The organism is Curtobacterium sp. MCPF17_046 (assembly GCF_003224295.1).
In the GTDB taxonomy this organism is placed as follows: Bacteria; Actinomycetota; Actinomycetes; order Actinomycetales; family Microbacteriaceae; genus Curtobacterium.
Genome location: NZ_QKLB01000003.1, coordinates 80,677 through 106,303, shown reverse-complemented (window position 1 = coordinate 106,303; position 25,627 = coordinate 80,677). Strand labels below are relative to the sequence as shown.

Below are 25,627 nucleotides of genomic sequence, written 5' to 3'. Positions count from 1 at the left end.
CGGGTGGGTCGGGTCGTCGCGCAGAGCAGGGCGGGTAGGTTCGGGCTCGTGGACGACGAGACGGACCCGGAGACCGGCCGGGAGGCGCGCACCGCCCCCGACGACCAGGTGACGTCCGTCGGGGGGCCGGGCCAGGCCTCCCGTCCGGCGCTCCCCGCACCCGCCGGTGGTGCCGTCGCCCACGCCAGCCGCGCGGAGGCCGCGGAGCACGCCCGCGTCGTCGCGGACCTGACCGACCGGCACTCGCTCACCCTCGAGTCGGTGCTCGCGGTCCTGCGCTCCCCCCGCGTCGGCGACGCCGCGGCCCGTGCGGAGGCGGTCGAGATCGCGTCCGCGGCCCTCGTCGACCTGCGGACGTCGAGCGACCGCCAGCGGGAGGTCCTGCTCGAGCCGGTGACGGGGGCGTTCTCGCGCCTGCGCGCCGACCTGCGTCCGCTCGTCCGGTTCGGTGACCTCGACGTGCAGTTCGTCGAACCGCCCGCGACCGGCCGCGCGCTCCCCGGCGACGTCGCGCACGCAGCCCGGGCGATCGTCCGGAACGCGGTGCTCACCCTCGTCGACGAGGGCAACGCGAACCGGGTCCGCATCCAGTGGGACTGCGACGGGCGCAACCTGCTCATGCAGTTACGGGACGACGGTGCCGGGACGCACGACGTGCAGGACGACGCGATGCGGCCGATCGCCGAGCGCGTCGGGGTCCTCGACGGACGGATGCACGTCGACTCGACGCCGGGCTGGGGGTCCGTGCTCGACATCACGATCCCACTCGACCCCGCCCCCGGATCGGTGCCGAGCCCGGACGAGGCCGACCTGACGCCCCGCGAGGCCGAGGTCCTGCGCCTCGTCGCGACCGGCGTCGGCAACCGCGAGATCGCGGACGGCCTCGGCATCTCGGTGAACACGGCGAAGTACCACGTGGCGAACCTGCTCCGGAAGCTCGGGGCGCGGACCCGGGCGGAGCTCGCGGCGCACGTGCACGCCGGCTGAAGCGGGACCACGCGGGCGGTGGCGTCCTACCCACGGCGCGGTGGCGTCCTACCGACGGCTCTGGCACGATCGGAGCGAGGGAGGTGTGATGAACCCGCGTGTGCTGTTCCAGGACGTCAAGCCGGTCGACGTCGTCGCCTCCCTCGACGACCTCCGCGGTCCGGCAACCGGTCCGCTCGTGCTCCCGCTCGAGGTCTACTGGGGCCCGGAACCGCTGGTCGACCTGGCATCCACCTCGGACGTCGCCAAGGCGTACCAAGCGGTCCTCCGCGAGGGCAACGCCAGAGCCCAGGCGGCGCTGCTCGACCGGGACCTGCTCGTCCGGACATGGCCGGATCTCCTGCTGCCCGATCGCGTCCGGGCAGCGTGGGAGGCGCACTTCCCGGAGTTGACGGCGTGACCGACCTGCGCGCTGCGCAGCGGGAGGTCACCGCGCTCGTCCTGAGGACGGTCGGCGGACAGGGCTTCGTGCTCGCCGGCTCCGGCGCGATCCGCGAACACGGTCTCGTCGACCGGTCGACCCGCGACATCGACCTGTTCACCGACCGGTACGACCGCGAGTTGTTCCGTACGGCAGTCGAGGACGCGGTCGGCGTCCTCTCCGGCCACGGCTACCGGGTCGACGTCCGACGGCACGACGAGCTGTTCGCGCAGCTCCTGGTGACGTCCGCGGAGGGTGACCGTTTGGAGATGGACTTCGGGTACGACTGGCGCGGTCAGGCTCCGGCGGATCTCCCGATCGGACCGGTGCTGGCCGCGGACGACGCCGTCGCCTCCAAGCTCGACGCGCTCTACGGCCGCCTCGAGGTGCGCGACTTCATCGACGTCGACGCGATCCGGGCCTCCGGGCGGTGGACGGACGCCGATCTCCTGCGTCTCGTCGCTGAGCGGGACGCCGGGTACGACCCCGTCGTCTTCGCACGGCAACTCCGCCTCGTGACGCGCGTCGCGGACGACCGGTTCGCCGAGTACGGCGGCGCGCGCTCGCCCGGGCGGGCGAGTTGGAGGACGAGACCGGGGGTCAGCCCGCCGGCGCGAACCGGTAGCCCATCCCCGACTCCGTCACGAGGTACCGCGGGTGGGACGGCTCCGGCTCGAGCTTCCGCCGCAGCTGCGCCATGTACAGCCGCAGGTAGCCCGAGTCGGTGCCGTGCGTCGGACCCCACACCTCGGTGAGGAGCATCTCCCGCGTCAGCAGTCGGTCGGGGTTCGTCACGAGGACCTCGAGCAGCCGCCACTCGGTCGGGGTGAGCCGGATCGCCGGACCGTCGGGAGCGGTGACCTGCTTCGCGACGAGGTCCACCACGAGGTCGCCGACCCGGATCGTCGGGGCCGCCTCCCCGCCCGCGGGAGCCCGCCGCCGACCGAGCGCCCGGAGCCTGGCGAGGAGCTCGTCCATCTCGAACGGTTTCGTCACGTAGTCGTCGGCACCGGCGTCGAGCGCGTCGACCTTGTCGCCCGAGTCCGTCCGCCCGGACAGCACGAGCACGGGCACCTGCGACCACCCGCGGATGCCCTCGAGCACCCCGATGCCGTCGAGCCGCGGCATGCCGAGGTCGAGCATGACGATGTCCGGCCGCTCGGTGATGACGGCGTCGATGGCCGCCCGACCGTCCCGGGCCGTGACGACCTCGTACCCGCGGGCCCCGAGCGTCACGGCGAGCGCCCGCACGAGCTGCGCGTCGTCGTCGGCGATCAGCACCTTCATCGTCCCACCACTCCCAGGTGTCCGGCGATCGGCAACCGCACCACGACGGTGAGCCCGCCGCCCGGGGTGTCGTCGACCTCGATCGTGCCGCCCATGCCCTCGGTGAACCCGCGCGCGAGCGCCAGTCCGAGTCCGAGCCCGGTCTCGTTGTCGGTGTCGCCGAGGCGCTGGAACGGCTGGAACACGTCCTCGCGCCGGTCCTCGGGGATGCCCGGGCCGCGGTCGGCGACCCGGAGTTCGACCCCGCCGGCGAAGGCGCTCGCCGCGATCCGGACGCGCTCGCCGTCGGGTGAGTAGCGGACGGCGTTGGCGAGCAGGTTCACGACGACGCGCTGCAGCAGCACGGGGTCGGCGAGCACCGGCGGGAGCTCGGCGGGCAGGTCGAGGTCGACGTCCTCCGGCCCGAGCTCGAGTTCGTCGAGCGCGGGGGCGACGACCGTGTCGAGCGAGGTCGGGACCGGGGACGCGGCCAGTACCCCGGCCTGCACACGGCTGACGTCGAGCAGGTCGCCCAACAGCACCGCCAGCTGACGGAGGCTCTCGTCGGCGGTGGCGAGCAGGGCCTCCCGGTCGGCTTCGCGCAACCGCACGTCCCGCGCCCGGAGGGACTGCACGGCCGCGGACGCGGCGGCGATCGGTCGCCGCACGTCGTGGCTGACGGCCGCCAGGATCGCGCTCCGCACCCGGTCGACCGCGGTGATCCGCTCCGCGTCGACGGCGGTGCGGGTCAGCGCGCGGTGCTCGAGGGCGGCGTCGAGCTGCTGCTCGACGACCCGCAGCAGCCGGCGCTGGGTGGGGTCGTCAGGCGCACCGGCGAACTCCAGGACGGCGCCGGACGGGAGGCTCGTGGTCGCGTCCGGTGCGTCCCCGAACGTCCCCGACGTCGCCGGCACCTCGTCGCCCTGGCGGACCCGGACCCCAGCGAAGCCGAACGCCTCGCGGGTCCGGTCGACGAGGGCCTGGAGGGCGTCGTCGCCGCGGAGGACGCTCCCGGCGATCCCGACGAGGAGCCCGGACTCGGCGGCCGCGCGGCGGGCGGTGCGGGAGCGTCGGGCGGAGCGATCGACCACGAAGCTGACGAGCACGGCGCTGACGACGTACATGACGAGGGCGACCAGGTGCCAGGGCTGTTGCACGGTGACCTGGTGCAGGGGTTGCACGAAGAAGAAGTCGAGACTCAACCCGGAGAGCACGGCGGCGAACACCGCGGGGAGCATGCCGCCGATGAGCGCCACCACGAGCACGAGCAGCTGGTAGGCCAGGACGTCGACCGTGATGGAGTCGGGGTCGTCGGTCAGGCTGAGCAGCCAGGTCAGCAGCGGCCCGGCGACCAGCGCGAGCACGAACGCGGCGACCACCCGGCTGCGGGACAGGCTCCCGCCGAGCTTCGGCAGCGCGAACCCGCCGCCGGCGCGCTCGTGCGTCACGACGTGCACGTCGATGTCGCCGGACTCGCGGATGACCGTGCTGCCGATGCCCGGGCCGGTGAGTGCGGCGGCGAGACGGCTGCGACGACTGATGCCCATGACGATCTGCGTCGCGTCGATCGAGCGGGCGAACCGGACGAGGGTCGTCGGCACGTCGTCGCCGACGACCTGGTGGTAGGTGCCGCCGAGCTGTTCGAGCAGGGCGCGCTGCGTGCCGAGCGCGCCGGGGTGCCGCTCGCGGAGGCCGTCGTTCGTCGTGACGTGCACGGCCGCGAGCTCGCCGCCGGCGGACCGGGCCGCGATGCGGGCGCCGCGACGGAGCAGGGTCTCGCCCTCCGGGCCTCCCGTCAGGGCGACGAGGACGCGCTCCCGCGTCTCCCACCGGTTCGCGATGCCGTGTTCGGCGCGGTACCGCTTCAGGGCGTCGTCGACCTCGTCGGCGAGCCAGAGCAGCGCGATCTCGCGGAGGGCGGTGAGGTTGCCCAGCCGGAAGTAGTTCGACAGTGCGGCGTCGACGCGGGCGGCCGGGTACACGAGCCCGTCGGACAGGCGGTCACGCAGGGCCTGCGGGGAGAGGTCGACGACCTCGATCTGGTCGGCGGCGCGGACGACTGCGTCGGGGACGGTCTCGCGCTGCACGGTGCCGGTGATCTCGCGGACGACGTCGCCGAGGGACTGCATGTGCTGCACGTTCACCGTCGAGATGACGTCGATGCCCGCGGCCCGGAGCGCCTCGACGTCCTGCCAGCGCTTCTCGTGCGGGCTGCCCGGGGCGTTCGTGTGGGCGAGCTCGTCGACGAGGGCGACCTCGGGGCGACGGGCGAGCACGGCGTCGAGGTCCATGTCGTCGAGCGCGACCCCGCGGTGCTCGACCGTCCGACGCGGGACGACCTCGAGCCCGTCGACGAGCGCGGCGGTGGCGGCGCGGCCGTGGGTCTCGACGACGGCGACGACCACGTCCCGCCCGTGGTCGGCCATCCGACGCCCCTCTTCGAGCATCGTGTAGGTCTTGCCGACGCCGGGGGCCGCACCGAGCAGCACCCGCAGCTTGCCTCGCTTCACGTGCTCATCCTCTCCTGCTCGGTGCCCGGCGCGGACCGGATCTGCACGTCGTCGTCCAGCTCGAACCGCAGTCACACGCGGTTCGGACGGGTCCCGGTTGTACGAGTCCGGTCCACACCGGGGTCAGTGCGCCCGCGCCAGGGCCAGATTCAGCTCGAGGACGTTCACCGCGGGGGCGCCGAGCACGCCGAGCTGGCGGCCGTCGGTGTGCTCGGCGACCAGGGCACGCACCCGGGCCTCGGACAGCCCGCGGGCGGCGGCGACACGGGACACCTGCTGCTCCGCGTACGCCGGGCTGATGTCCGGGTCGAGGCCGGAGCCCGACGCGGTCACGGCGTCCGCGGGCACCTGCGATGCGGGCACGCCGTCGGCCTCCGCGATCGCGGCTCGGCGCTCCTCGACGGCCTTCGTCAGGTCGGGGTTGGACGGGCCCAGGTTGGACCCGGACGACGCACCGGCGTCGTACCCCTCCTCCCCCGCGGCGGAAGGACGGGACTGGAACCAGCGGTCCGCGTCCTTCCCGGCGAAGGACTGGCCGATGAGGGAGGAACCGACGACCGTGCCGGACGAGTCGGTGACCATCGAGCCGTTCGCCTGGTCGGAGAAGGCGGCCTGGCCGACGCCCCACACCGCGAGCGGGTAGGCGACGCCGAGGACGACGGTGGCGAGCACGGTGAGGCGGACGGCCACGCCGGCGGAGCGGGAGAACGAACGAGTGGAAGTCATGACGAGAACCCCGGGATGAGACCGACCACGAGGTCGATCAGCTTGATGCCGATGAAGGGGACGACCACGCCGCCGAGCCCGTAGACGAGCAGGTTGCGGCCGAGGATCGACGACGCCGACGCTGCGCGGTACTTCACGCCACGCAGGGACAGCGGGATGAGCGCGACGATGACGAGCGCGTTGAAGACGATCGCCGACAGGATCGCCGACGCGGGGCTGTGCAGCCCCATGACGTTGAGGACGCCGAGGCCCGGGAACGTCGCCTGGAACATCGCCGGGATGATGGCGAAGTACTTGGCGATGTCGTTGGCGATGGAGAACGTGGTCAGGGCACCGCGGGTGATGAGGAGCTGCTTGCCGATCCGGACGACGTCGATGAGCTTGGTCGGGTCCGAGTCGAGGTCGACCATGTTGCCGGCCTCCTTCGCCGCGGTCGTCCCGGTGTTCATCGCGACGCCGACGTCCGCTTGGGCCAGCGCCGGGGCGTCGTTCGTGCCGTCACCGGTCATCGCGACGAGGTTGCCGCCCTCCTGCTCCCGCTTGATGAGCGCGAGCTTGTCCTCCGGCGTCGCCTCGGCGAGGTAGTCGTCGACGCCGGCCTCGGCGGCGATCGCCTTCGCGGTGCGCGGGTTGTCGCCCGTGATCATCACGGTGCGGATGCCCATGCTGCGCAGTTCGGTGAAGCGCTCGGCGAGGCCGTCCTTGACGACGTCCTTGAGGTGCACGACACCGAGCAGCGCGACCCGGCCCGACGGGTCCTTCCGGGCGACGACGAGCGGCGTCCCGCCCTGGTCGGAGACCTCGGCGACGGTCGCGTCGACCGACGCCGTGACGGCGGGGTCGCTCGTGTCCGCCCAGGCGAGCACCGCTGCCGCGGCGCCCTTGCGGACCTCGGTGCCGTCCGGCAGGTCGACGCCCGACATGCGCGTCTGTGCGGTGAACGGCACCTCGACGGCGCCGGCCGGGAGGCCCTGCACGGCCCCGGCGGTCAGCGCCAGGTCCACGATCGAGCGGCCCTCGGGCGTCCCGTCCGCAGCGCTGGACAGCGCGGCCGCGGCGGTGAGGTCGACCTCGGTCACCCCGGGCACCGGCACGAACCGGGAGGCCCGACGGTTGCCGTACGTGATCGTGCCGGTCTTGTCGAGGAGCAGCGTGGTGATGTCACCGGCTGCCTCGACCGCGCGGCCCGACATCGCGAGGACGTTGCGCTGCACGAGCCGGTCCATGCCGGCGATGCCGATCGCCGAGAGCAGCGCACCGATGGTGGTCGGGATGAGGCAGACGAGCAGGGCGATGAGCACCGTGATGCTGACCGTCGAGCCGACGAGCCCGGCGATCGGCTGCAGCGTGAGGCAGACGACGACGAACACGATCGACAGCGACGCGAGCAGGATGTTGAGCGCGATCTCGTTCGGCGTCTTCTGGCGGGCGGCACCCTCGACGAGCCGGATCATCCGGTCGATGAAGGTCTCGCCCGGGGTGGACGTGATGCGCACCACGATCCGGTCGGACAGCACGCGGGTGCCACCCGTGACGGCGCTGCGGTCGCCACCGGACTCGCGGATGACCGGTGCGGACTCGCCCGTCACGGCGGACTCGTCGACCGAGGCGATGCCGTCGACGACGTCGCCGTCACCGGGGATGACCTCCCCGGCGACCACGACGACGAGGTCGCCCTTCGCCAGGTCGACCGACGCGACGTCCTCGGTGGACGCCGACAGTGCGGCCGGGTCGGCCGGGGAGTACCCGACGATGCGCCGGGCGGTGGTCGTCGAGCGGGTCTTCCGCAGGGTGTCGGCCTGGGCCTTGCCCCGGCCCTCGGCGACCGACTCCGCCAGGTTGGCGAACAGGACGGTCAGCCACAGCCAGACGGCGATGACGAGGGTGAAGGAGGACGGGACGGGCGCGCCGGAGTCGGCCGCGCCTCCCGTCCGGCTGAACGGCTCGACGACGGCGGTGACCGTCGTCAGGGCCGCGCCCACCTCGACGAGGAACATGACCGGGTTCTTCCACATGAGCCGGGGGTCCAGCTTGCGGAACGCGCCCGGGAGGCCCGCCACCAGTTGGCGCGGCCCGAACGCGGACGGGCGTCGGCCCGGTTCGGGGGTCGTGTGCTGCTCCGTCTCGGGAGTCAGGGTGGTCATCAGGACAGTCCTTCTGCGAGCGGCCCCAGTGCGAGCACCGGGAAGTAGGTGAGTGCGGTGACGATGACGGCGACGCCACCGAGGAGCGCGATGAACAGCGGCCGGTGCGTCGGCAGGGTGCCGACGGTCGCGGGGACCTTGTCCTGCGCGGCGAGCGACCCGGCGAGCGCCAGGACGAACACCATCGGCACGAACCGGCCGAGCAGCATCGCGACACCGAGCGCGGAGTTCATCCACGTCGTGTTCGCGGTGAGACCGCCGAAGGCCGAGCCGTTGTTGTTGCCGGCGCTGGTGAACGCGTAGAGCAGTTCGGACAGGCCGTGGTTGCCCGGGTTGAAGAGGCTCGTGCCGAGCACCTGCTCCCGGACGCCCGGGATGACGAGCGACAGCGCCGTGCCGAGCAGCACCACGGTCGGGGTGACCAGGATGTACAGCGCCGCGAAGGTCATCTCCTTGGCGCGGATCTTCTTGCCGAGGTACTCCGGCGTGCGGCCGACGAGCAGCCCGCCGATGAACACCGTGATCACGGCGAGCACGAGCATGCCGTACAGGCCGGAGCCGACGCCGCCGGGCGTGACCTCGCCGAGCATCATGTTGACGAGCGCCATCATGCCGCCGAGCGGGGTGAAGCTGTCGTGCATGGCGTTCACGGCGCCCGTGGACGTCGAGGTCGTCGCCGTCCCGAAGAGCGTCGAGCCGAGGATGCCGAAGCGGACCTCCTTGCCCTCCATCGCGGCACCGGCGGCGTGCGTCGCGGCACCGCCACCGGCGAGCTCCGCGATCGACATGGCCGAGAGCGACACCAGGAAGATGCTGCTCATCACGGTGACGATCGCGGTCCCCTGACGGGTGTCGCCGACCATCCTCCCGAAGGCGCGCGGCAGGGAGAACGGGATGACGAGCATGAGGAACACCTCGAACAGGTTCGTCCACGCCTGCGGGTTCTCGAACGGGTGCGCCGAGTTCGCGTTGAAGTAGCCGCCACCGTTCGTGCCGAGCATCTTGATCGCCTCCTGCGAGGCGACGAACCCGTCCGGGACGTGCTGCGTCCCGCCGGCGAGCGTCGGGACGTCGGCCCCGGTGCCCCAGGACTGGATGACACCGCCCGCGACGAGCACGAGGGCGGAGACGAAGGCCAGCGGCAGGAGCAGCCGGCCGGTGCCACGGACGACGTCGACCCAGACGTTGCCGATCGTGCCGGCCTTCCGACGAGCGAACCCGCGGACGAGCGTCACGGCGACGGCGAGCCCGACCGCTGCCGACAGGAAGTTCTGCACCGCGAGCCCGGCCATCTGTACGGAGTACCCGACGGTGACCTCGGGCGAGTACGACTGCCAGTTCGTGTTCGCGACGAACGAGGCTGCCGTGTTGAACGCGAGCGCGGGTCCCACGGCGGGCAGGCCGAGGTCGCCCGGCAGCACGACCTGGATGCGCTGGAGCAGGTAGACGAGCAACAGCCCGACGACGCTGAAGAGCAGCACGCCGCGGAGGTAGGCGGGCCAGGACTGCTCGGCGTCGGGGTCGACGCCGATCACGCGGTACACGAGTCGCTCGACACGGCCGTGCCGGGGGCTCGTGAAGACGCGGGCCATCCAGTCGCCGACGGGACGGTGCACGAGGACGAGCAGCAGGACGAGGACGGCGACCTGGGCGATGCCCGCCCAGGTCTGCGCGGTGCCCATCAGAACCGCTCGGGGCGCACGAGCGCCCAGACGAGGTACACGACAGCGGCGATGCCGAGGACGGCAGCGGCGATGGTGATGCCGATCACAGCCGCTCCACCCCCCTGGCGATCAGTGTCACGACGCCGAACACGGCGAGGACACCGGCGACGACGAAGACGTCGAACACGTGGGACTCCTGGAGATCGAGGTGCCCGCGGCAGGTGCCGTGGACCGCACCGGTGGTGGTGCGGTACCGATGCTGTGCCCGGTGCTGTGCCTCCCGGCCCGTCCTAACGGTTCCCTGACGGACGCGTGCGCGACGCATGCGCGCCACTAACAGAGGCGCGCAGCTGATCGGCGAGCGCCGTCGTCGCCGTTCGGAGATGCTCCGGACCGACCACCGTGAACGGCACGGTGAACCCGGCGAACCGGGCCGCGAGCGCCGGCCACGACCACGACCCCGTCGTCAGCCGACAGGTGCCGTCGTCGAGGTCCTCGAGCACGGCGTCGTCGTCGACGTACGGTGCGACTCCGCTCGCCGGGACGTGGAGGACGGCGGTGCCGGTGCACGGCCAGCCACGTCCGAGGGGATCAGCGGTCCCCTCGGCCCCGCGGAACCGGGCCGCGACGAACGCCGCCGGGTCACCGCCCGGCACCGGCCGGGGTGTGAACGCCAGACCGCTCGGCGCCCGGGGCTGCATCCGGTCGATGCGGTACGTGCGCCAGTCGTCCGCATCGGGCGACCAGGCGAGGAGGTACCAGCGACCCGACCGCGCGACGACGGCGTGCGGCTCGACGCGGCGGGTCGGCCCGTCGTCCGTACCGACGCCGGGCCAGGCGGACGTGTACGCGAAGCGGAGGACGTGGGCGGAACGGACGGCGTCGCTCACGGCGACCAGGACCGCGGGGTCCACGACGGTGCTCTCCGGCGCGGTCGCGACCTCGACCGCGTCGATCCGGTGGCGGACCCGCGACGGCATCACCTGGCGCACGGTCGCGAGGGCCCGCGCTGCGGCGTCGGCGATGTCCGCGCCGGACGCCGGTGCGACGGCGAGTGCCAGGGCGACGGCGACCGCCTGGTCGTCGTCGAACAGGAGCGGTGGCAACTCCGAGCCCGCCGCCAACCGGTAGCCACCGGTCGGGCCACGGAGCGACGTGATCCGGTAGCCGAGCTCCCGCAGGCGGTCGACGTCGCGGCGCACGGTCCTCGGGCTGACGTCGAGCCGCTCGGCCAGCACGTCACCGGCCCAGTCGCGCCGGACCTGCAGCAGCGACAGCAGGGTGAGCATGCGAGACGACGGTCCGGACATGGTGCGAGTCTGCCGGAGGATGCGGACACGATCTGACCGCATCACCGGGGAGGCTCGTCAGCAGCGCGGCCGGAGCGGTCGCCACCAGCACGAGGAGTCGACATGACGTTCACCACCACCCCGCACCTCAACTTCGACGGCCGGGCCCAGGAGGCCCTGGCGTTCTACGCGGCCGCCTTCGGGACCGAGGCCTCGGTCGCCACGTACGGGCAGACGGGCGCATCGGAGGACCCGGCGTGGGCCGACCGGGTCGTCTTCGGTCAGGTCGAGCTCCCCGGGGGCGCCCGGGTCATGGCGTTCGACGTCTGGCCGGGACAGCCCTACGACCAGGGCCAGAACGCCTCATACGTGTACCTGATCGCCACGGACGAGGCCGAGCTCCGCGCCGCGTGGGACGGGCTCGCCGTAGGCGCCGAGGTCCGGCAGCCGCTGGGCCCGTCGGCGTGGTCGCCCCTGGCCGGGCAGCTCCGCGACCAGTTCGGGGCCGTGTGGGCGTTCGACATGCCGCAGCAGCAGCCCTGACCCGCCTGGACCGGGCGTGCCACGAGCGCGCCCGGCCCGGTCAACCGACCGGCACCCAGGTGCTCACGGTCACGGCGGCGGTCACGGTCGTCGGCGCGAAGACCGTGTCGGCCGCGACGTGGTGGTGACTCGGCCCCATGTGCACCACGTCGTGCACGTCCTCGGCGGACAGGTCCATCGTCCACGTCAGGTCCTCGCTCGACCGGAGCGCGAACGCCGGTGTGAGGGACCCGTGCAGGCGCCGTTCCTTCTCGGGGTCGACGCTGATCGTCGCCTCGGCGAGTTCCGCGAGGTGCCCGGCCCGTGGCGTCACGACGGCCAACACCCCGGCGGGGTGCAGCACCCGGGCGTACTCCCGCTGGTTGCGCGGTGCGAAGACGTCCAGCACGACGGCCGCGGCGTCGTCGACGACCGGGAGGCGCTCGGTCACGTCCCCGACGACGGCACCGGCGCGCGCGTGGACGCGCGCCGCACGTCGGATCGCGACGGCCGACAGGTCCAGGGCGACCCCGAGCCTCCCGTCCGGTCCTGCCGGTCCGTCCTCCTCCGCCGGTCGCGCGGCGTCGAGCGCGTGCGCGAGGTAGGTGCCGGGGCCGGACCCGACGTCGAGGACGATGCCGGGAGCGGTCGCGCTGACGGTGACGGCGGCGAGCGCACGTTCCACGGGCGCGTAGTGCCCGCGCCCGAGGAACCGCAGACGCGCGTCCACCATCTCCGGGGTGTCCGCGGTCAGCGTCCGGCGCTTGGCGGGCAGGAGCGTCAGGTGTCCCTGCTTCGCCTCGTCGTACCGGTGTCCGTCCGCGCACCCGGCCTGTCCGCTCCCGGTGCGCGCGAGCGGCTCGGTGCACACGGGACACGCGAGCACGGGGAGGAGGTCGTCGCGCACCGGTCCAGGGTACGGGGAGGGCGGTAGGTTGCCGGCATGGCCGTCATCCACGAAGCGACCCTCACCCCCGGCAAACTCGACGCGATCAGCGCCTGGCTGCCCGGACAGCCCTGGAGCGGGGTCGGCACCCGTACCGCGGTCGAGCAGGTCGGCCGGTTCCGGTTCGACGACCCCGACGGCGAGGTCGGGGTGGAGACGTACCTCGTCCGCGCCGGGGACGGGCCCGTGCTGCACGTGCCGCTGACCTACCGCGGTGCTCCGCTCGCCGGCGCCGACCCCTTCCTGGTCACCGAGATGGAGCACTCCGTCCTCGGGCACCGCTGGGTGTACGACGCCGTGGGCGACCCCGTCTACGCCGACGTGCTGCGCCGTGCGATCGCGACCGGCGGCCACGAGGCGGACCTGCAGCGGGCCTCCGGGAACGGCACCGTCGAGAAGGAGGGACGGGCGTCGGGCAGCGGTGCCGACGCGGAGTCCCCCACGGTGACCGAGGTCACGGTGCACACCGAGGGGACGACCACGACGATCACGACCGGGCACGGCGCCGTCGCGGTCCTCCGGGTGCTCGGAGGACCGATCCCGGCCGGAGCGACGCTCACCGCCGGCTGGGGTGTCGACCGCTCCGCGGTGGTCGCCGTCCTGCTCGCGTAGCCGAAGCGGGTACGGCCAGGGCCTCGCACGGACGGGTGCCGGCTGGCAGGATCGGTCCGGTGAAGACACTGGAGTTGCCACAGACGGACCTCACCGCTTCCGACGTCGTCGTCGGACTGATGCGGATCAACGACATGAGCGACGAGGACATCCGGTCGCTGTACGCCGCGTCGCGCGACGCGGGCGTGACGATGTTCGACCACGCGGCCGTGTACGGCGGCTGGCACGGCTGCGAGGAGCGCTTCGGTGGCGCGGTCACGCTGTCCGCGGCCGAGCGCAGCGAGATCCAGCTGCAGACCAAGGTCGGCATCCGGCCGACCGCGAACGGCGCGTACTTCGACTTCTCGTACGAGCACATCATGTCCTCGGTCGAGGAGTCGCTGACCGCCCTGCGCACCGACTTCATCGACGTGCTGCTCCTGCACCGCCCGGACGCGCTGGTCGAGCCCGACGAGGTCGCGAAGGCGTTCGACGAGTTGCACGCCGCCGGCAAGGTGCACCACTTCGGCGTCTCGAACCACACCCCCGGACAGACCGAGTTGCTGAAGAAGTCCGTGCGGCAGCCGCTCGCGTTCAACCAGGTGCAGCTGAGCATCACGCACGCGAACGTCATCACCCAGGGCCTCGTCGCGAACATGGCCGGCCTCGACCAGTCGATCGACCGGGACAACGACATCCTCAACCACGCCCGCCTGAATGACGTCACGCTGCAGGCCTGGTCGCCGTTCCAGAAGGGCTTCTTCGACGGCGTCTTCCTGGGCGACCGCGAGCACCACGCCGAGCTCAACGACGTGCTCGAGGAGATCGCCTCGGCGCACGGCGTCACCCCGACCGGGATCGCGGTGGCGTGGATCACCCGGCACCCCGCGCACTTCCAGGTGGTGCTCGGGACGACGAACCCGCAGCGCGTCCGCGACTCCGCCGCCGGCTCGGACGTCGAGCTCAGCCGCGAGGAGTGGTACCGCGTCCTGACGGCGGCAGGCCACACCGTCCCCTGACGCAGGAGGCCTGACGCCTGACCTCCGGGCCTCCTCCCACCGGGAGGGCCACGTCCCACCGGGCCCCGACCTGTCGCCTCAGCGCGTCGGGTCGGGGTCCTCGTCGTGGTCCCGCAGCGTCGGCGCCGCGGTCGGGTCGGTCGTCCCCCCGGACACGACCTCGATCCGGAACCCGAACGCAGCCGGGTCCTCGTCGAGCTCGAGCCCGTCGCCGCTGACCTGGTCTTCGGGGATGGCGCGACCCTTCGACGGGTCGAACGCGCTGCTCATCGACATCCGATGAGCATGCCCGGCGTCCCCGGGAGTCGCCGCAACGTCGGCTGGCTAGGAGCCGAGGTCCTCGGGGTGCAGGCGGTCGCCGGGTTCGGGCGTGCGGAAGACGGGCCCGCCGCCGGCCTCGTCCTCGTCGTCGTGTCGGACCGGGGAGTCACCGGGGTTCCCGATCGCCGCGGCTCCGGACACGTCGGCTCCCGACGGCTCGGACCCGGAGGACTCGGGCCCGCCGGTGGCCCCGCGGGCTTCCTCGACCTCGAGTTCGTCCTGGTCGGAACCGTCCACGGGGACGTCGCTGCCCTGCTGCATGGGATCGAACGGTGCGCTCATCGACATGGGTCGAGTGTGCTCCTCGCAGGTGGACAGCGCGTCCGGACTGTCCGTCGGGCGTCAGCCCCGGCCGGGAGCGTCGCCGGACTTGCCGGGTCCGCTGCCGGGGCCACCACCCGGTCCGCCGTTCCCGGTGCCCTTGCCCGGGTTCGCCGGGACCTCCTGCGAGGTCGTGTCGACGCCGGTGTCCAGGGGCTCCTCGACCGGCAGACTCGTCTCGACGCTGGGCTCCGGGACCGACGAGGGCAGTTCCTCGGCCGGCTCGCTCGGCTGTTCCTCCGCGGGCTCGCTCGGCTGCTGCTCGGCCGGCTCGCTCGGCTGCTGCTCGGCGGGCTCGCTCGGCTGCTGCTCCGCGGGCTCGCTCGGCTGCTCCTCGGCCGGCTCGCTCGACTGGTCCTCGGTGGGCTGCTGTTCGGCGGGCTCGCTGGATCGGGTGGGAGCCGGCGTCCCGTCGTCCCGGCCGAGGGCGAGCGCTGCGACCAGCACCCCGGCGACCAGGAGCACGGCGAGGACGATCACCGGCAGCACCCAGCGCTTCCGCTCGCGCTCCTCGGGCGCACTCCCCGACGGGCCGGCCGGGACGGCAGCGGTACCCGTCCGTCCACCCGCACCGCCGGCGGCACCGGCACCGGCACCGGCACCGGCCGGCGTCCCGAGCACCGTGGTCGCGACGTCGTCGTCAGCGCTGCGTGCGGACTGCGTCGGCAGGCGGCGGGTCGCCGTGTCCGCATCGGAGGCTCCGCTCACCGGCATCGCACGGGTCGCGGCGTCCGCCGACGCGGCTCCCGCTCCGGCCGCGGCGGCCGCCCCGACCGCCCCGCCAGCGGCAGCCGCCTTCGTGAGCGCCCCCGGGCCTCCCGGCAGGAGCTGGGTGGCGGGCGCGACGTCGTCGCGGCCGAGTGCCCGGAGCCGCGCCGCCGCTTCCGCGGCGGACGGACGGTCCTCCGGGTGCTGCGCGGTCATGACGTGCAGGAGCGTCCGCCACGCCGTCGGCAGGTGTTGGTCGATCTCGGGAGCCCGCGCGAGTCGGGCGGTGGCTGCCTCGACGGCGCTGCCGGGGAAGGCCTGCTTGCCGGTCAGGGCCTCGAGGAGCATGAGCCCGAGCGCGTACACGTCGGCCTCGCCGGTCACCGGCTGACCGAGGACCTGCTCCGGGGCCAGGTAGGCGGCCGTGCCGATCACGGTGCCGGTGCCCGTGACCCGGGCGGCGTCGCGGAGGAGCGCGATGCCGAAGTCGGCGAGCTTGACGTGCTCGCCGTCCTGCTCGAGCAGAACGTTCGCGGGCTTGACGTCCCGGTGCACGATGCCCTGCGCGTGCACGGCGGCGAGGCCCTCCGCGACCTGCGCCCCGACGCGGGCGGTCGTGACGGTGTCGAGCGGTCCCTCGCGCAACCGCGTGGCGAGGTCACTGCCCGGGACGAGCTCCATGACGAGGAACGAGTCGCCGTCGGCGGTGTCGAGTGCCGCGTCGAACAGCGTCACGAGGTTCGGGCTGCGGAGCCCGGCGAGCACGTGGATCTCGGCCTCCGCGCGAGCCCGCTCGCCGTGGTCGACCGGGCCGATGCGGAAGAGCTTGACCGCGACCTCGCGTCCGAGCTGCTCGTCGACGGCGCGGTACACCGACGCCATCCCGCCGTGTCCGAGGGTCCCGGTCACCCGGTACCTGCCACCGATCAGCCGTTCTTCCATGCAGGGGAACCTACCGGGCTCAGCTGGCGAGCACGCGCAGCCGGGTCAGGACGGGGTGGGCTCCGCCCCCCGGTGCAGCGCCGTCAGGTAGAGCCGGTGCGCGGTGATCACCACCGCGAGCCAAGCGAGGCCGAGTGCCCACGCCGCCAGGACGTCCGTCGTCCAGTGGTGCCCGAGGAACACCCGCGAGACGCCGACCGACAGGACGAACAGCGTGCCCGCGACGATCGTCCAGACCCGGGTCACGACGCGGCTCTGGCGGAGGAGCAGCAGGTACACGATGGTGCCGACGATGACGGTGGAGTTGAGGGTGTGCCCGGACGGGAACGACGGCGAGTGCTCGTACGGCGGGACGGCGTCGGACAGGGGCGGACGGCTGCGACCGATCAGGTCCTTGCCGGCGATGGTCATCGCGAGCGACCCGGCGCTGGCGGCGACGAGCAGGACGAGCGGCGTCCACGCGCGGCGCTGGACCGTGAACCCGATCAGGAAGAGCACGGCGACGATCGGCATCCCGATGGTCCCGGCGATGTCGGTCCACCACGTGACGCCCTGGTCGAGCACGGGCGAGCGGAGCGTCAGCATCCAGTCGAGCACGGGGCGGTCGAGCACGGCGACGTCGTCGGCCTCGCGCACGGCGTCGTAGACCTCGGACGCGGCCCAGGTCGCGGTCGTCGCGATGCCGATCCCGACGAGCAGCGTCAACACGAGCAACGGGAGGGCGCCGTACCGTCGACCGAGGGCGGCCCACCCGTCCGCGACCGACCGGCCGGCGCGGGTCCGCCAGCGGGTGAGGTCGACGTCGCCGACGGTCCGGTCGGCGCGCTCGCGGTCGGCGCCGCCGATCACGGGGGTCCGACCGGAGGGGGTGTCGTGCTGTTCCATCCGACCAGCCTGGACTCCCGTGGCTGTGCAGGCCCGGCCGACGGTGCGGCTACTTCGCCTCGGAGTAGGCGTCGACGACCGCCACCGACAGCGGGAAGGTGACCGGGAACCCGCCGAACATGATCCGCCCGGCGTCGACTGCGGCGGCGCGGACCTGCTCGGCCACCCACTCGGCGTCCGCGGCGGGAGCGTGCACGACGAGCTCGTCGTGCACGAAGAACACGATGTGTGCGCCGGCGGTGACGGGCCCGGACGTCCTGGTGGCGAGCCGGGTGCGGAGGCCGCCCATCCAGGAGAGCGCCCACTCCGCCGCCGTCCCCTGCACCACGAAGTTCCGGGTGAACCTGCCCCAGCTCCGGGCTCGCGACTCGACGGCCCGCTGCATGCCCGGCGACCCCTCCACCGAGTAGGCGCGGTTCCTCGCCTCGAACCAGGACGGGTCGGGGACCGGGGAGGTCCTGCCGAGCCGCGTCGTCACGGGCTCGCCGCGTTCCCCGGCCCGGGCCGCCTGCTCGACCAGGTCGAGCGCGCGCGGGAAGGCCCGGGCGAGCCGCGGGACGAACCGGCCGCCCTCGCCCTGGGTGGCGCCATACATCGCCCCGAGCATCGCCATCTTGGCCTGCTGCCGGGTCTGCACGGCACCGGACGCCACGACCCCGTCGTACAGGTCCTGCCCGTCGCCGGCGGCCGCCATGGCGGTGTCGCCGGACATCGCCGCGAGGACCCGCGGTTCGAGCTGCGCTGCGTCCGCGACGACGAGCTTCCACCCGGGGTCGGCGACCACGGCGGCCCGGACCTGCTTCGGCAGCTGCAGGGCGCCGCCGCCGTTCGCGGCCCACCGTCCGGTGACGACCCCGCCGACGACGTACTCGGGGTGGAACCGGCCGTCCCGCACCCACTCGTCGAGCCAGGTCCAGCCGTTCGCGGTGAGCAGCCGGTACAGCCGCTTGTACTCGAGCAGCGGTTCGATCGCCGGGTGCTCCAGGTGCTGCAGCTCCCACTTCCGGGTGCTCTCCACGACGAGCCCGGCCCGCCGCAGGGACCGCAGGACGTCCGCGGGTGAGTCCGGGTTGAGGCCGGGGTCGTCGAGCCGCTCGCGCAGGACCTCGGCCAGGTCCTCGAGCTTCCGGGGACGGACGCCGTACGGGACCCGTGGTCCGAGGGCGTCGGCGAGCAGGCGCTCGTGCACGTCCGTCCGCCAGGGCAGGCCGGCGTGCTTGACCTCGGCCGCGACGAGCGCACCGGCGGACTCGGCCGCCAGCAGCAGTCGGAGCGCGCCCGGCTCGGTCGAACCGGCCACGGCGTCGAGCTGCGCCCGCAACTCCGCGACCGGGTCGAGGTCGTCGGCCGGGGCGAGCGCGAACAGGTCGTCGTCGAAGAGCGACGCCTGCGTGGCCGGCGCTGGCCGGGCCTCCACGACGGCCGGTGCGTCCCAGCCGCTCTCCGGCGCCTGCGCGAGGGCGGACCCGCGGCTCGCCAGGGCGGTCCGGAGGACCCGGTGTCCCAGGCGCAGGTCGACACAGCGGGCGACCCGCCCGCCGGCGGCGAGCACGGCGGGGTACCAACGCGCGGTGTCGGACCAGACCCAACGGACGCCCGGTGCGTCGGTCACGGCGACGAAGGCCGGGAGGTCCGACTCGGCCACCCGTGTCGGCTCGCCGTCCGGCTGCCCCGCGTCCGTCAGCGGCGTCGCGGTGACGCGGCCGCCGACGGCGGCGAGGACGAGGTGCACGGGTCGATTCTGCCGTGCGCCACCGTCCGCCCCGCACCGGGCGGTGCGCTCAGTCGCCCGGGCGGACCGCAGCGCTGTCGGCGACGTCGATGCGGACGTCGCCGGGCTCGGTCTCCTCGACCTCCACGCGGGGTGCCTCGTCGTGCTCGTCGGACCCGGACATCCGGCGGAACGTGTCGTGCCGACGCTCCTCGAAGGTCATGTCGACGCCGTCGTCCAGGTGGTCTCGGTCGGGTGCGCTCATGCGGGCGACGGTACGCCGACCGGAGCGGTCCCGGCGCGCTCGGACCAGTACCCGCCAGCGGCCCACCGCTCCTGGACCGCACGCTGGAGCCGACCCGAGGGCACCGCCCGACGCGCGGACGCCAGGTCGGTGCCGAAGACGAACTTCGCCACGGAGACGTCACCCGCCCCGTGCGGATCGGCCGGTCCCGGCAGCAGCGCGAACCGCGCTGCGAAGCGCGCGGTGTTCGACGACGGGCCGAGGACGGCAGCGACCTCGGGATCGAGCAGCCACGACGAGCACACGAACGTGTCGACCGTGGACGCCGGGTCGAGCCGCCGGAGCACGGTGGGCGCGGCCGCGAACGACCGGTCGCATGCGGCCGGGTCGAGCGGTCCCGTCTCCGGCACGTGCACCCCCCACGCCAGCGTCCCGTCCGGCAGCCGGGCGGTCCGCTCGAACTGGAGGCGCCCCACGGCCACCACGCGGCCGGTCGCCACCTGGACGAGCCAGTCGAGACCCGTGCCGTCGAGCCCGTAGCGGCCGACCTTGCGGTCGACGTCGGCGACGCTCGCCGCGGCGTCCTCCGGGCTGCAACCGTGGGTGACGAGCCACTGCTCGGTGACCGGCAGCACCGCACGGAGGGCTCCGAGGAGGGCGGCCTCCCGGCGCGTCGGGCCGAGGTGGGCCACGGCGTCCTCGAGCGCCGGAGCCAGCCCCGCTGGTTCCCCCGGCGAGCCGACGGCGGCGGTGAGGAGCGCGACGGGGTCGGGGCGGGCCTCCCGTCCGTCGTCGGCCGGACTCACTTGAGACCGGAGGAGGCGAGCCCGTCGATCACCCGGCGCTGCAGCACGATGAACATGATGAGCACGGGCGCCATCGCCATCAGGCTCGCTGCCATCAGCACCGGGTAGTTCACGGTCCGGTCACTCGACAGCGTCGCGAGCCCGGCGGCCAGGGGCATGGCCTCGGCACGGGTCGACACCACGAGGGGCCAGAGCAGTTCGTTCCACGACCAGAGCACGGTGGTGATCGCGAGCACGCTCATGGACGGTCGCGCCAGGGGGAGCATGATGCGCCAGAACGTCTGGAACGGGTTCGCACCGTCCATCCGGGCAGCCTCCTCGAGCTCGGCGGGCATGTTGAGGAACGCGGTCCGCATCAGGAACGTGCCGAACGCGCTGAACAGCCCCGGCGCGACGATGCCGGCGAGGGTGTCGAGCCAGCCGAGTCCCTGCACGATCTGGTACTGCGAGATGAGGTAGACCTGCGACGGCACCAGCAGGATCGACAGCACGATCCCGAGGATCAGCCCACGGCCCCGGAACCGCATGCGCGCGAAGGCGTAGCCGGCGAGCGTGCACAGGACGATCTGCGCCACGGTCCGGATGAGCGTCACCCAGATCGACGTCCCGAGCTGGCTGAGGAACGGCAGCCGCTCGAACACCTGCGCGAAGTTGTCCCACTGCAGCTGACCCGGCCAGAACACCGGCGTCGGGGAGGTCACCTGCGCGTTGGTCGACAGCGACATGATGATCTGCCAGAGGAACGGGAACGCCATCACGAACCCACCCACCCCGAGCACCACGTGGATCCACCAGTGGCTGCCGCCGCGGCGACCGGGACGTGCCTGGCCACGGACCCGGCTCCGGCTGGCGGCCGAGGCGGCCGCCGAGAGCTTGCTGCCGTGCGCTTCGATGATGCCGGTCATGACTGCACCCACTTCTTCTGGACACGGAACTGGACGACCGTGATGATGCCGATGAGCAGGAAGATGACCATCGCGATCGCCGCCGCGAAGCCCTTGTCGCCGTCGACGAACCCGGAGTTGTAGAAGTAGAAGACGAGGGACATCGTCTCCGGGACCACCGGGTTCAGCGGGCCGAGGATCGCGTAGAGCAGGTCGAACAGCTGGAAGCTCGAGATGGTCGTGACGATGAGCACGAAGAAGATGCTCGGGCTGAGGAGCGGCACCGTGACCGAGCGGAACTGCCGCCACCGGCTGGCGCCGTCGAGCTCGGCCGCTTCGTACAGCTCGGGCGGGATGTCCTTGAGCCCGGCTCCCAGGATGATCATGGAGAACCCGAGCGACGACCACAGCCCGACCAGCGAGACGGCGACGAGCGCGAAGCCCGGGGTCGAGATCCAGTACGGGCCGTCGATGCCGAACAGGCCGAGGAACGAGTTCACGATGCCGAAGTCGCCGTTGAACATGATGCGCCAGACCAGGGCGATCGCCGCCGGCATCGCGACGTAGGGCAGGAAGAACAGCACGCGGTAGAACTGTGCGAAGCGCAGGCCGGGGGTGTTCAGCAGGCTCGCGAGCCAGACCGCGATCGGGATGCCGAGCAGGACGATCACGGTGTAGACGATCGTGTTGCCCAGCGACTGGTAGAGCTGCGGGTCCGCCAGCAGTCGCGTGTAGTTCGCGAGTCCGGTGAAGCTCGCTCCGCCGAACACGCCCCAGCTCGTGAACGAGTAGTAGAACGTCTGGATGATCGGCCAGATGAAGAAGGTGCCGACGCCGATGAGCAGCGGCAGGACGAAGAGCCACGGCCAGAATCCGTCGCTGCGTGGGGCCCGCGTCGGCCGCGACGGGTCGGCGGGGCGGGTCTCGGGCGGCGGGGACGCCTGCGCGGCATCGGGTCGCTGGGTGTGGATCGTCATCAGGTCGCTCCTCGGCCAGGGCGGTCGGATCGGGTGGTCCGGGTGGTGCTGGGTGCTGCGGGGGGTGCGGACGTGCGGGTGCCGGCCGGTCGGGCGTGGGGCCCGACCGACCGGCTCGTCGTCACTCCTCGGCGAGTGCCGCGTCCATCTTCTGGGCGAGTTCCTTCGTCACCTGGTCGACGGGCTCGGAACCGTCGAACGCACTCGGCAGCAGGTTCGTCTCGAGGGTGTTCCACGCGGCGGTGTTCTTCGACACCGGCAGCGGCTTGGCGTAGTCGACCGCGTCGAGGAAGACCTGCAGGTCGGCATCGGGCATGGTCTTCGTGAAGGCGTCCTGCGTGCCGGTGTAGGCGGGGATGACGGCGCCCATGTCGCCCTGCTGCTGCTGGGCGGGCTTGCTGGCCAGGTAGGCCTGGAGTGCCTGCGCGGCGGCCTTCTCCTTCGAGCCCTCCGCGACGACGTTCGAGACGCCGTGGATGACGGTCGCCTGCTCCTTGCCCTTCGGCAGCGGGTAGGCGACGACGTCCTTCTCGAGGTCGGATCCGATGAGCGCGGAGCGGAACCAGCTGCCGCCCTGGTACATCGCGACCTTGCCGGAGGTGAACCACTGGTCGGCCGTGGTGTCGGTCAGCTGCTTGATCGAGGGCGAGGCCCCGGACGCGATCAGGTCGGTCCAGAAACCGATGCCCTCCTGCGTGGCCTTCGAGTCGTACCCCGACTCGTCGCCGTCGATGACCGAGCCACCGGCCTGGAAGATCGTGTCGTAGTAGGTGGTCTGCCCGTCCATGCCCGCGGCGGCGCCGTACGCACCGTCCGACTTCAGCTTCTCGGAGAGCTCGGCACCGGTCTCCTGGAAGTCGTCCCAGGTCCAGTCCTTCGACGGCATGGCCACGCCGGCCTTCTCGAACAGGGCCTTGTTCATCCAGACGCCGATGGTGTCGAAGTCCTTCGGGACGCCGTACTGGGTGCCGTCGTACGTGTAGAGCTTGTTGAGCGCTGGCGAGTAGTTCTCCGGGTCGATCGCGCCGGACTTCACCTCGCCGGTGATCGGGGCCAGCTTGCCGTTCGCTGCGTACAGCTGGAAGTTCGGGCCGTTCATCCAGAAGAGGTCGGGGAGCGTGTTGCTCGAGCCCTGCGTCTGCAGCTTCGTGAAGTAGCTGGCGTACGGCGTGACGTCGACGTTCACCGTGATGTCGGGGTACTCCTCGTTGAACCCCTTGATGTTCGCCTTGATGGCCTTCACCTGGTTCTGGTCCCAGACGGCGTACGTCAGGTTCGCCTTCGTGTCCTTCGCGACCTCACCGGAGCCGGAGTCCGAGGACCCGGCGGAGGACTGGCTGCTGCATCCGGCGAGGAGCGCGACGGCGCTGACGGCGGCAGCGAGACCGAGCAGTGCGCGGCGGCGGCCGCGGCCCGGACGGGCGGTTGGAGCGGTCATCGGGTGGTCCTTTCGGGGACGTCGTCGCGGTCGGGAGCGGTCGCGAAGTGTCGGAGGGTTGCGTCGGGGAGGGGCGGCACGTCGATGGGGACGGAGCCGTTGCGGAGCGAGCGGGTGGCGAGTGCCCCGGCGGCGACGGCGGCGCGCGCCGCGATCGGGGACAGGGTGGTCGGCTCGCCGAACGCCAGGGAACGGAGGAACTCGGTCACGGTGAGCAGGTCGGCGTCGGCGTGGCCGTCCTCGACGCCGTCGATCGGGTACTCGACGTCCCCGGCCACGTCCCAGTTCCGGCGGTGGTTCCACACCTTGACCACGCCGCCGCCGGTGTCGCCGATGTTCTCGAGGCGCCCGTGGGTGCCGATGACCGTGTAGTTCCGCCAGTAGTCGGGCGTGAAGTGGCACTGCTCGTAGCTGGCCTGGACGCCGTTGTCGAGCGTCATCATGACCATCGACACGTCCTCGACGTCGACGACGGGGTTCAGGCCGGTCTGCTCGGCGGGCGGCCAGTTGTCGAACGAGAACCAGTCGGTCATGAGTTCGCCGCTGCGGTCCCGGCGGTCGGTGACGTCCCCGTAGACGGAGAGTGACCCCATGCCGACGACCCGGCTGGTGTAGGCGCCGGCGAGCGCGTGCACGACGTCGAGGTCGTGGCTGGCCTTCTGCAGCAGGAGCGAGTTCACCCGGCTGCGGTCGGCGTGCCAGTCCTTGAAGTAGTAGTCGCCGCCGTTGCCGACGAAGTGGCGGACCCAGACGGCCTTGACCTCGCCGATCTCACCGCGTGCGATCACGTCGAGCATCAGGCGCACCACGGCCGCGTGCCGGAAGTTGTGGCCGACGTAGAGCGGGGTGCCGGTCTCGGCGGCGGTGTCGAGGACGGCGTCGGCGTCCTCGACCGTGATGGCGAGGGGCTTCTCGAGGTAGACGGCGATGCCGGCCCGGAGCAGGTCGATCGCGATCTCGGCGTGGGTCCAGTCCGGGGTGGTGACGATCGCGGCGTCGACGGCGTTCGGGGCACCGTCGGTCCCGATCAGTGCGCGGTGTCCGTCGACGACGGTGGCGTCCGGCCAGGCCTCGGCAGCGCGCTGTCGGCCGGCTTCGGTGACGTCGGCGGCGGCCACGATCCGGGCGTCGACCCCGTCGGCGTCGAGCCCGGCGGCGGCCACGTGGTCCGCGATGTACGACCGCTGGCCGATGCCGACCACGCCGACTCGGAGTGTGCGGGTGCTCGTGGTGCTCATCTCGCTCCCTTGCGTGATTGTGACGGCCATGATGCCAAATCGATCATGAATGCACAATATGTGCTCATGGATCGCTCACGGAAGCGAGATGCGGGGGTTTTACACGCCGGTAACGTTCCTGCCCTCCGTCCGGAGGCGCGGGACGGGTCGGCGGGTCAGTCCGCGACCACGAGCTCCGTGCCGGCGGCGGCCAGGTCCGTGGCGAACGACGCCGGGACGCCACGGTCCGTGACCAGGACGTCGATGCGGTCGAGCGGGCAGATGCGGGCGAAGGTGGACCGCTCGATCTTCGTCGAGTCGGCGACCACGATCACCCGACGACCCACCGAGGCGAAGTGCCGGCTGACCTCGGCCTCCCCCTCGTGCATGGTCGTGGCGCCGTACTGCCCCGTCAGCCCGTCCACGCCGAGCACGACCACGTCCAGCGCGAACTCGTCGAGCGTGTCCCGGACCAGCGGCCCGATCAGCTCGTAGGACTGCCGACGGGCGACTCCGCCGGTCACGACGATCTTGACGTTGGCGCGGACCGACAGCTCGTACCCGATGTTCAGGGCGTTGGTGACGATCGTGATGCCGTACTCGCCGTCGGCGCGGATGAAGCGCTCGCTCTTGCCCAGTTCCCGCGCCACCTCGGTCGTCGTGGTCCCGCCGTTCAGCCCGACCGTGTCGCCGGGGGCCACGAGGGCCGCGGTCGCCCGGGCGATCGCCGTCTTCGCCTCGGCCTGGCGGGCGATCTTGTACTGCAGCGGGAGCTCGTACCCGGCGCCGAGGGCAGCGGCGCCCCCGTGGGTCCGGGTGACGAGGCGCTGGTCGGCGAGCGTGGCGAGGTCGCGGCGGGCGGTCGCGGCGGAGATCCCGAGCTCGTCCCCGATCTCGGTGATCGAGACGTTGCCACGGTCACTCACCAGCTCGAGGAGGGCGTTGAGCCTCTGCTGCGGGGTCATGGCGTCATCCTACGGGCGCGTCTCCGCCCGTCGCGTGATCGGAAATGACGTTTTGCACTTGCATCGAGCACGATCGATCGTCATGCTGGCCGGTATCCGATCACACGGATCGGTCCGACCGGA

26 protein-coding genes and 1 pseudogene are annotated in these 25,627 nt (G+C 72.5%); 6 read left to right on the top strand and 21 right to left on the bottom strand.

The window, feature by feature from the left end; all coding sequences use genetic code 11:
• Positions 1–48: 48 nt before the first annotated feature.
• From DEJ32_RS03740 to DEJ32_RS16645, 3 genes and pseudogenes are all read left to right on the top strand, one after another.
• Complete coding sequence (locus tag DEJ32_RS03740; RefSeq protein WP_258368885.1) at positions 49–987, top strand: LuxR C-terminal-related transcriptional regulator; 939 nt, start codon at positions 49–51, stop codon at positions 985–987.
• A gap of 88 nt (positions 988–1,075) precedes the next feature.
• Complete coding sequence (locus tag DEJ32_RS03735; protein ID WP_110900366.1) at positions 1,076–1,387, top strand: transcriptional regulator; 312 nt, start codon at positions 1,076–1,078, stop codon at positions 1,385–1,387.
• Positions 1,315–1,899: pseudogene (locus DEJ32_RS16645) on the top strand (nucleotidyl transferase AbiEii/AbiGii toxin family protein); the annotation flags it as partial. The gene DEJ32_RS03735 and the pseudogene DEJ32_RS16645, both read left to right, overlap by 73 nt.
• A gap of 109 nt (positions 1,900–2,008) precedes the next feature.
• On the opposite strand, the gene DEJ32_RS03725 reads toward DEJ32_RS16645, so the two are convergent.
• From DEJ32_RS03725 to DEJ32_RS03695, 8 genes are all read right to left on the bottom strand, one after another.
• Complete coding sequence (locus DEJ32_RS03725) at positions 2,009–2,695, bottom strand: response regulator (RefSeq protein ID WP_110889327.1); 687 nt, start codon at positions 2,693–2,695, stop codon at positions 2,009–2,011.
• A complete protein-coding gene (locus tag DEJ32_RS03720; protein WP_110900364.1) occupies positions 2,692–5,184 on the bottom strand; it encodes an ATP-binding protein in 2,493 nt (830 codons plus the stop codon). Before DEJ32_RS03720 ends, DEJ32_RS03725 begins: the two co-directional genes overlap by 4 nt.
• 123 nt (positions 5,185–5,307) lie before the next feature.
• Positions 5,308–5,910, bottom strand: a complete 603-nt coding sequence (kdpC, locus tag DEJ32_RS03715) for a potassium-transporting ATPase subunit KdpC (RefSeq protein WP_110900363.1) — start codon at positions 5,908–5,910, stop codon at positions 5,308–5,310.
• The gene (gene kdpB, locus DEJ32_RS03710) at positions 5,907–8,054 is read right to left on the bottom strand and encodes a potassium-transporting ATPase subunit KdpB (protein ID WP_110900362.1); all 2,148 of its coding nucleotides are present in this window, start codon (positions 8,052–8,054) and stop codon (positions 5,907–5,909) included. The genes kdpC and kdpB overlap by 4 nt, the downstream gene beginning before the upstream one ends.
• Complete coding sequence (gene kdpA / locus DEJ32_RS03705; RefSeq protein ID WP_110900361.1) at positions 8,054–9,736, bottom strand: potassium-transporting ATPase subunit KdpA; 1,683 nt, start codon at positions 9,734–9,736, stop codon at positions 8,054–8,056. Before kdpA ends, kdpB begins: the two co-directional genes overlap by 1 nt.
• The gene (locus DEJ32_RS03700) at positions 9,736–9,825 is read right to left on the bottom strand and encodes a potassium-transporting ATPase subunit F (RefSeq protein WP_017887940.1); all 90 of its coding nucleotides are present in this window, start codon (positions 9,823–9,825) and stop codon (positions 9,736–9,738) included. Before DEJ32_RS03700 ends, kdpA begins: the two co-directional genes overlap by 1 nt.
• On the bottom strand, positions 9,822–10,043 hold the full coding sequence (locus DEJ32_RS16130; RefSeq protein WP_181420574.1) for a hypothetical protein: 222 nt from the start codon (positions 10,041–10,043) through the stop codon (positions 9,822–9,824). Before DEJ32_RS16130 ends, DEJ32_RS03700 begins: the two co-directional genes overlap by 4 nt.
• Positions 10,009–11,028 carry a YafY family protein gene (locus DEJ32_RS03695; RefSeq protein WP_110900360.1) on the bottom strand — a complete coding sequence of 340 codons (1,020 nt, stop codon included), beginning with the start codon at positions 11,026–11,028 and terminating at the stop codon, positions 10,009–10,011. The genes DEJ32_RS16130 and DEJ32_RS03695 overlap by 35 nt, the downstream gene beginning before the upstream one ends.
• Positions 11,029–11,130: 102 nt before the next feature.
• On the opposite strand from DEJ32_RS03695, the gene DEJ32_RS03690 reads away from it, so the two are divergent.
• On the top strand, positions 11,131–11,550 hold the full coding sequence (locus DEJ32_RS03690) for a VOC family protein (RefSeq protein ID WP_110900359.1): 420 nt from the start codon (positions 11,131–11,133) through the stop codon (positions 11,548–11,550).
• A gap of 40 nt (positions 11,551–11,590) precedes the next feature.
• Here DEJ32_RS03690 and DEJ32_RS03685 read toward each other — a convergent pair whose 3' ends face one another.
• Positions 11,591–12,436: a putative RNA methyltransferase gene (locus DEJ32_RS03685; protein ID WP_110900358.1), complete on the bottom strand. Its 846-nt coding sequence runs from the start codon at positions 12,434–12,436 to the stop codon at positions 11,591–11,593.
• A 36-nt stretch (positions 12,437–12,472) separates the two neighbouring features.
• Between DEJ32_RS03685 and DEJ32_RS03680 the strand changes: the two genes are divergently transcribed.
• Both DEJ32_RS03680 and DEJ32_RS03675 read left to right on the top strand, forming a co-directional pair.
• Entirely contained in the window at positions 12,473–13,087 is a 615-nt protein-coding gene (locus tag DEJ32_RS03680; protein WP_110900357.1) for a hypothetical protein, read from the top strand.
• A 59-nt stretch (positions 13,088–13,146) separates the two neighbouring features.
• Positions 13,147–14,085: an aldo/keto reductase family oxidoreductase gene (locus DEJ32_RS03675; protein ID WP_110900356.1), complete on the top strand. Its 939-nt coding sequence runs from the start codon at positions 13,147–13,149 to the stop codon at positions 14,083–14,085.
• A gap of 78 nt (positions 14,086–14,163) precedes the next feature.
• Here DEJ32_RS03675 and DEJ32_RS03670 read toward each other — a convergent pair whose 3' ends face one another.
• The 12 genes from DEJ32_RS03670 to DEJ32_RS03615 all read right to left on the bottom strand — a co-directional run bounded on the left by DEJ32_RS03670 (position 14,164) and on the right by DEJ32_RS03615 (position 25,504).
• Positions 14,164–14,361 carry a hypothetical protein gene (locus DEJ32_RS03670; protein WP_110824327.1) on the bottom strand — a complete coding sequence of 66 codons (198 nt, stop codon included), beginning with the start codon at positions 14,359–14,361 and terminating at the stop codon, positions 14,164–14,166.
• A gap of 48 nt (positions 14,362–14,409) precedes the next feature.
• Positions 14,410–14,694 carry a hypothetical protein gene (locus DEJ32_RS03665; RefSeq protein ID WP_110900355.1) on the bottom strand — a complete coding sequence of 95 codons (285 nt, stop codon included), beginning with the start codon at positions 14,692–14,694 and terminating at the stop codon, positions 14,410–14,412.
• A gap of 54 nt (positions 14,695–14,748) precedes the next feature.
• Positions 14,749–16,377 (bottom strand): serine/threonine-protein kinase, encoded by a 1,629-nt coding sequence (locus DEJ32_RS03660; protein WP_110900354.1) that lies wholly within the window; start codon positions 16,375–16,377, stop codon positions 14,749–14,751.
• 45 nt (positions 16,378–16,422) lie between these two features.
• A complete protein-coding gene (locus DEJ32_RS03655) occupies positions 16,423–17,262 on the bottom strand; it encodes a phosphatase PAP2 family protein (protein WP_110824330.1) in 840 nt (279 codons plus the stop codon).
• A 49-nt stretch (positions 17,263–17,311) separates the two neighbouring features.
• Positions 17,312–18,994: a bifunctional 3'-5' exonuclease/DNA polymerase gene (locus DEJ32_RS03650; protein WP_110900353.1), complete on the bottom strand. Its 1,683-nt coding sequence runs from the start codon at positions 18,992–18,994 to the stop codon at positions 17,312–17,314.
• A 49-nt stretch (positions 18,995–19,043) separates the two neighbouring features.
• Entirely contained in the window at positions 19,044–19,238 is a 195-nt protein-coding gene (locus DEJ32_RS03645; protein WP_110900352.1) for a multidrug transporter, read from the bottom strand.
• Positions 19,235–20,023, bottom strand: a complete 789-nt coding sequence (locus tag DEJ32_RS03640; RefSeq protein WP_110889339.1) for a hypothetical protein — start codon at positions 20,021–20,023, stop codon at positions 19,235–19,237. Before DEJ32_RS03640 ends, DEJ32_RS03645 begins: the two co-directional genes overlap by 4 nt.
• Positions 20,020–20,928, bottom strand: a complete 909-nt coding sequence (locus DEJ32_RS03635; RefSeq protein ID WP_181419465.1) for a carbohydrate ABC transporter permease — start codon at positions 20,926–20,928, stop codon at positions 20,020–20,022. Before DEJ32_RS03635 ends, DEJ32_RS03640 begins: the two co-directional genes overlap by 4 nt.
• Positions 20,925–21,884, bottom strand: coding sequence for a carbohydrate ABC transporter permease (locus tag DEJ32_RS03630; RefSeq protein ID WP_110824334.1), 960 nt, complete (start codon positions 21,882–21,884; stop codon positions 20,925–20,927). The genes DEJ32_RS03635 and DEJ32_RS03630 overlap by 4 nt, the downstream gene beginning before the upstream one ends.
• 121 nt (positions 21,885–22,005) lie before the next feature.
• The gene (locus DEJ32_RS03625; protein ID WP_110900351.1) at positions 22,006–23,322 is read right to left on the bottom strand and encodes a sugar ABC transporter substrate-binding protein; all 1,317 of its coding nucleotides are present in this window, start codon (positions 23,320–23,322) and stop codon (positions 22,006–22,008) included.
• Positions 23,319–24,560 carry a Gfo/Idh/MocA family protein gene (locus DEJ32_RS03620; protein WP_110889341.1) on the bottom strand — a complete coding sequence of 414 codons (1,242 nt, stop codon included), beginning with the start codon at positions 24,558–24,560 and terminating at the stop codon, positions 23,319–23,321. Before DEJ32_RS03620 ends, DEJ32_RS03625 begins: the two co-directional genes overlap by 4 nt.
• A 155-nt stretch (positions 24,561–24,715) precedes the next feature.
• Positions 24,716–25,504, bottom strand: a complete 789-nt coding sequence (locus tag DEJ32_RS03615) for a DeoR/GlpR family DNA-binding transcription regulator (protein ID WP_110824337.1) — start codon at positions 25,502–25,504, stop codon at positions 24,716–24,718.
• Between the last annotated feature and the right edge of the window lie 123 nt (positions 25,505–25,627).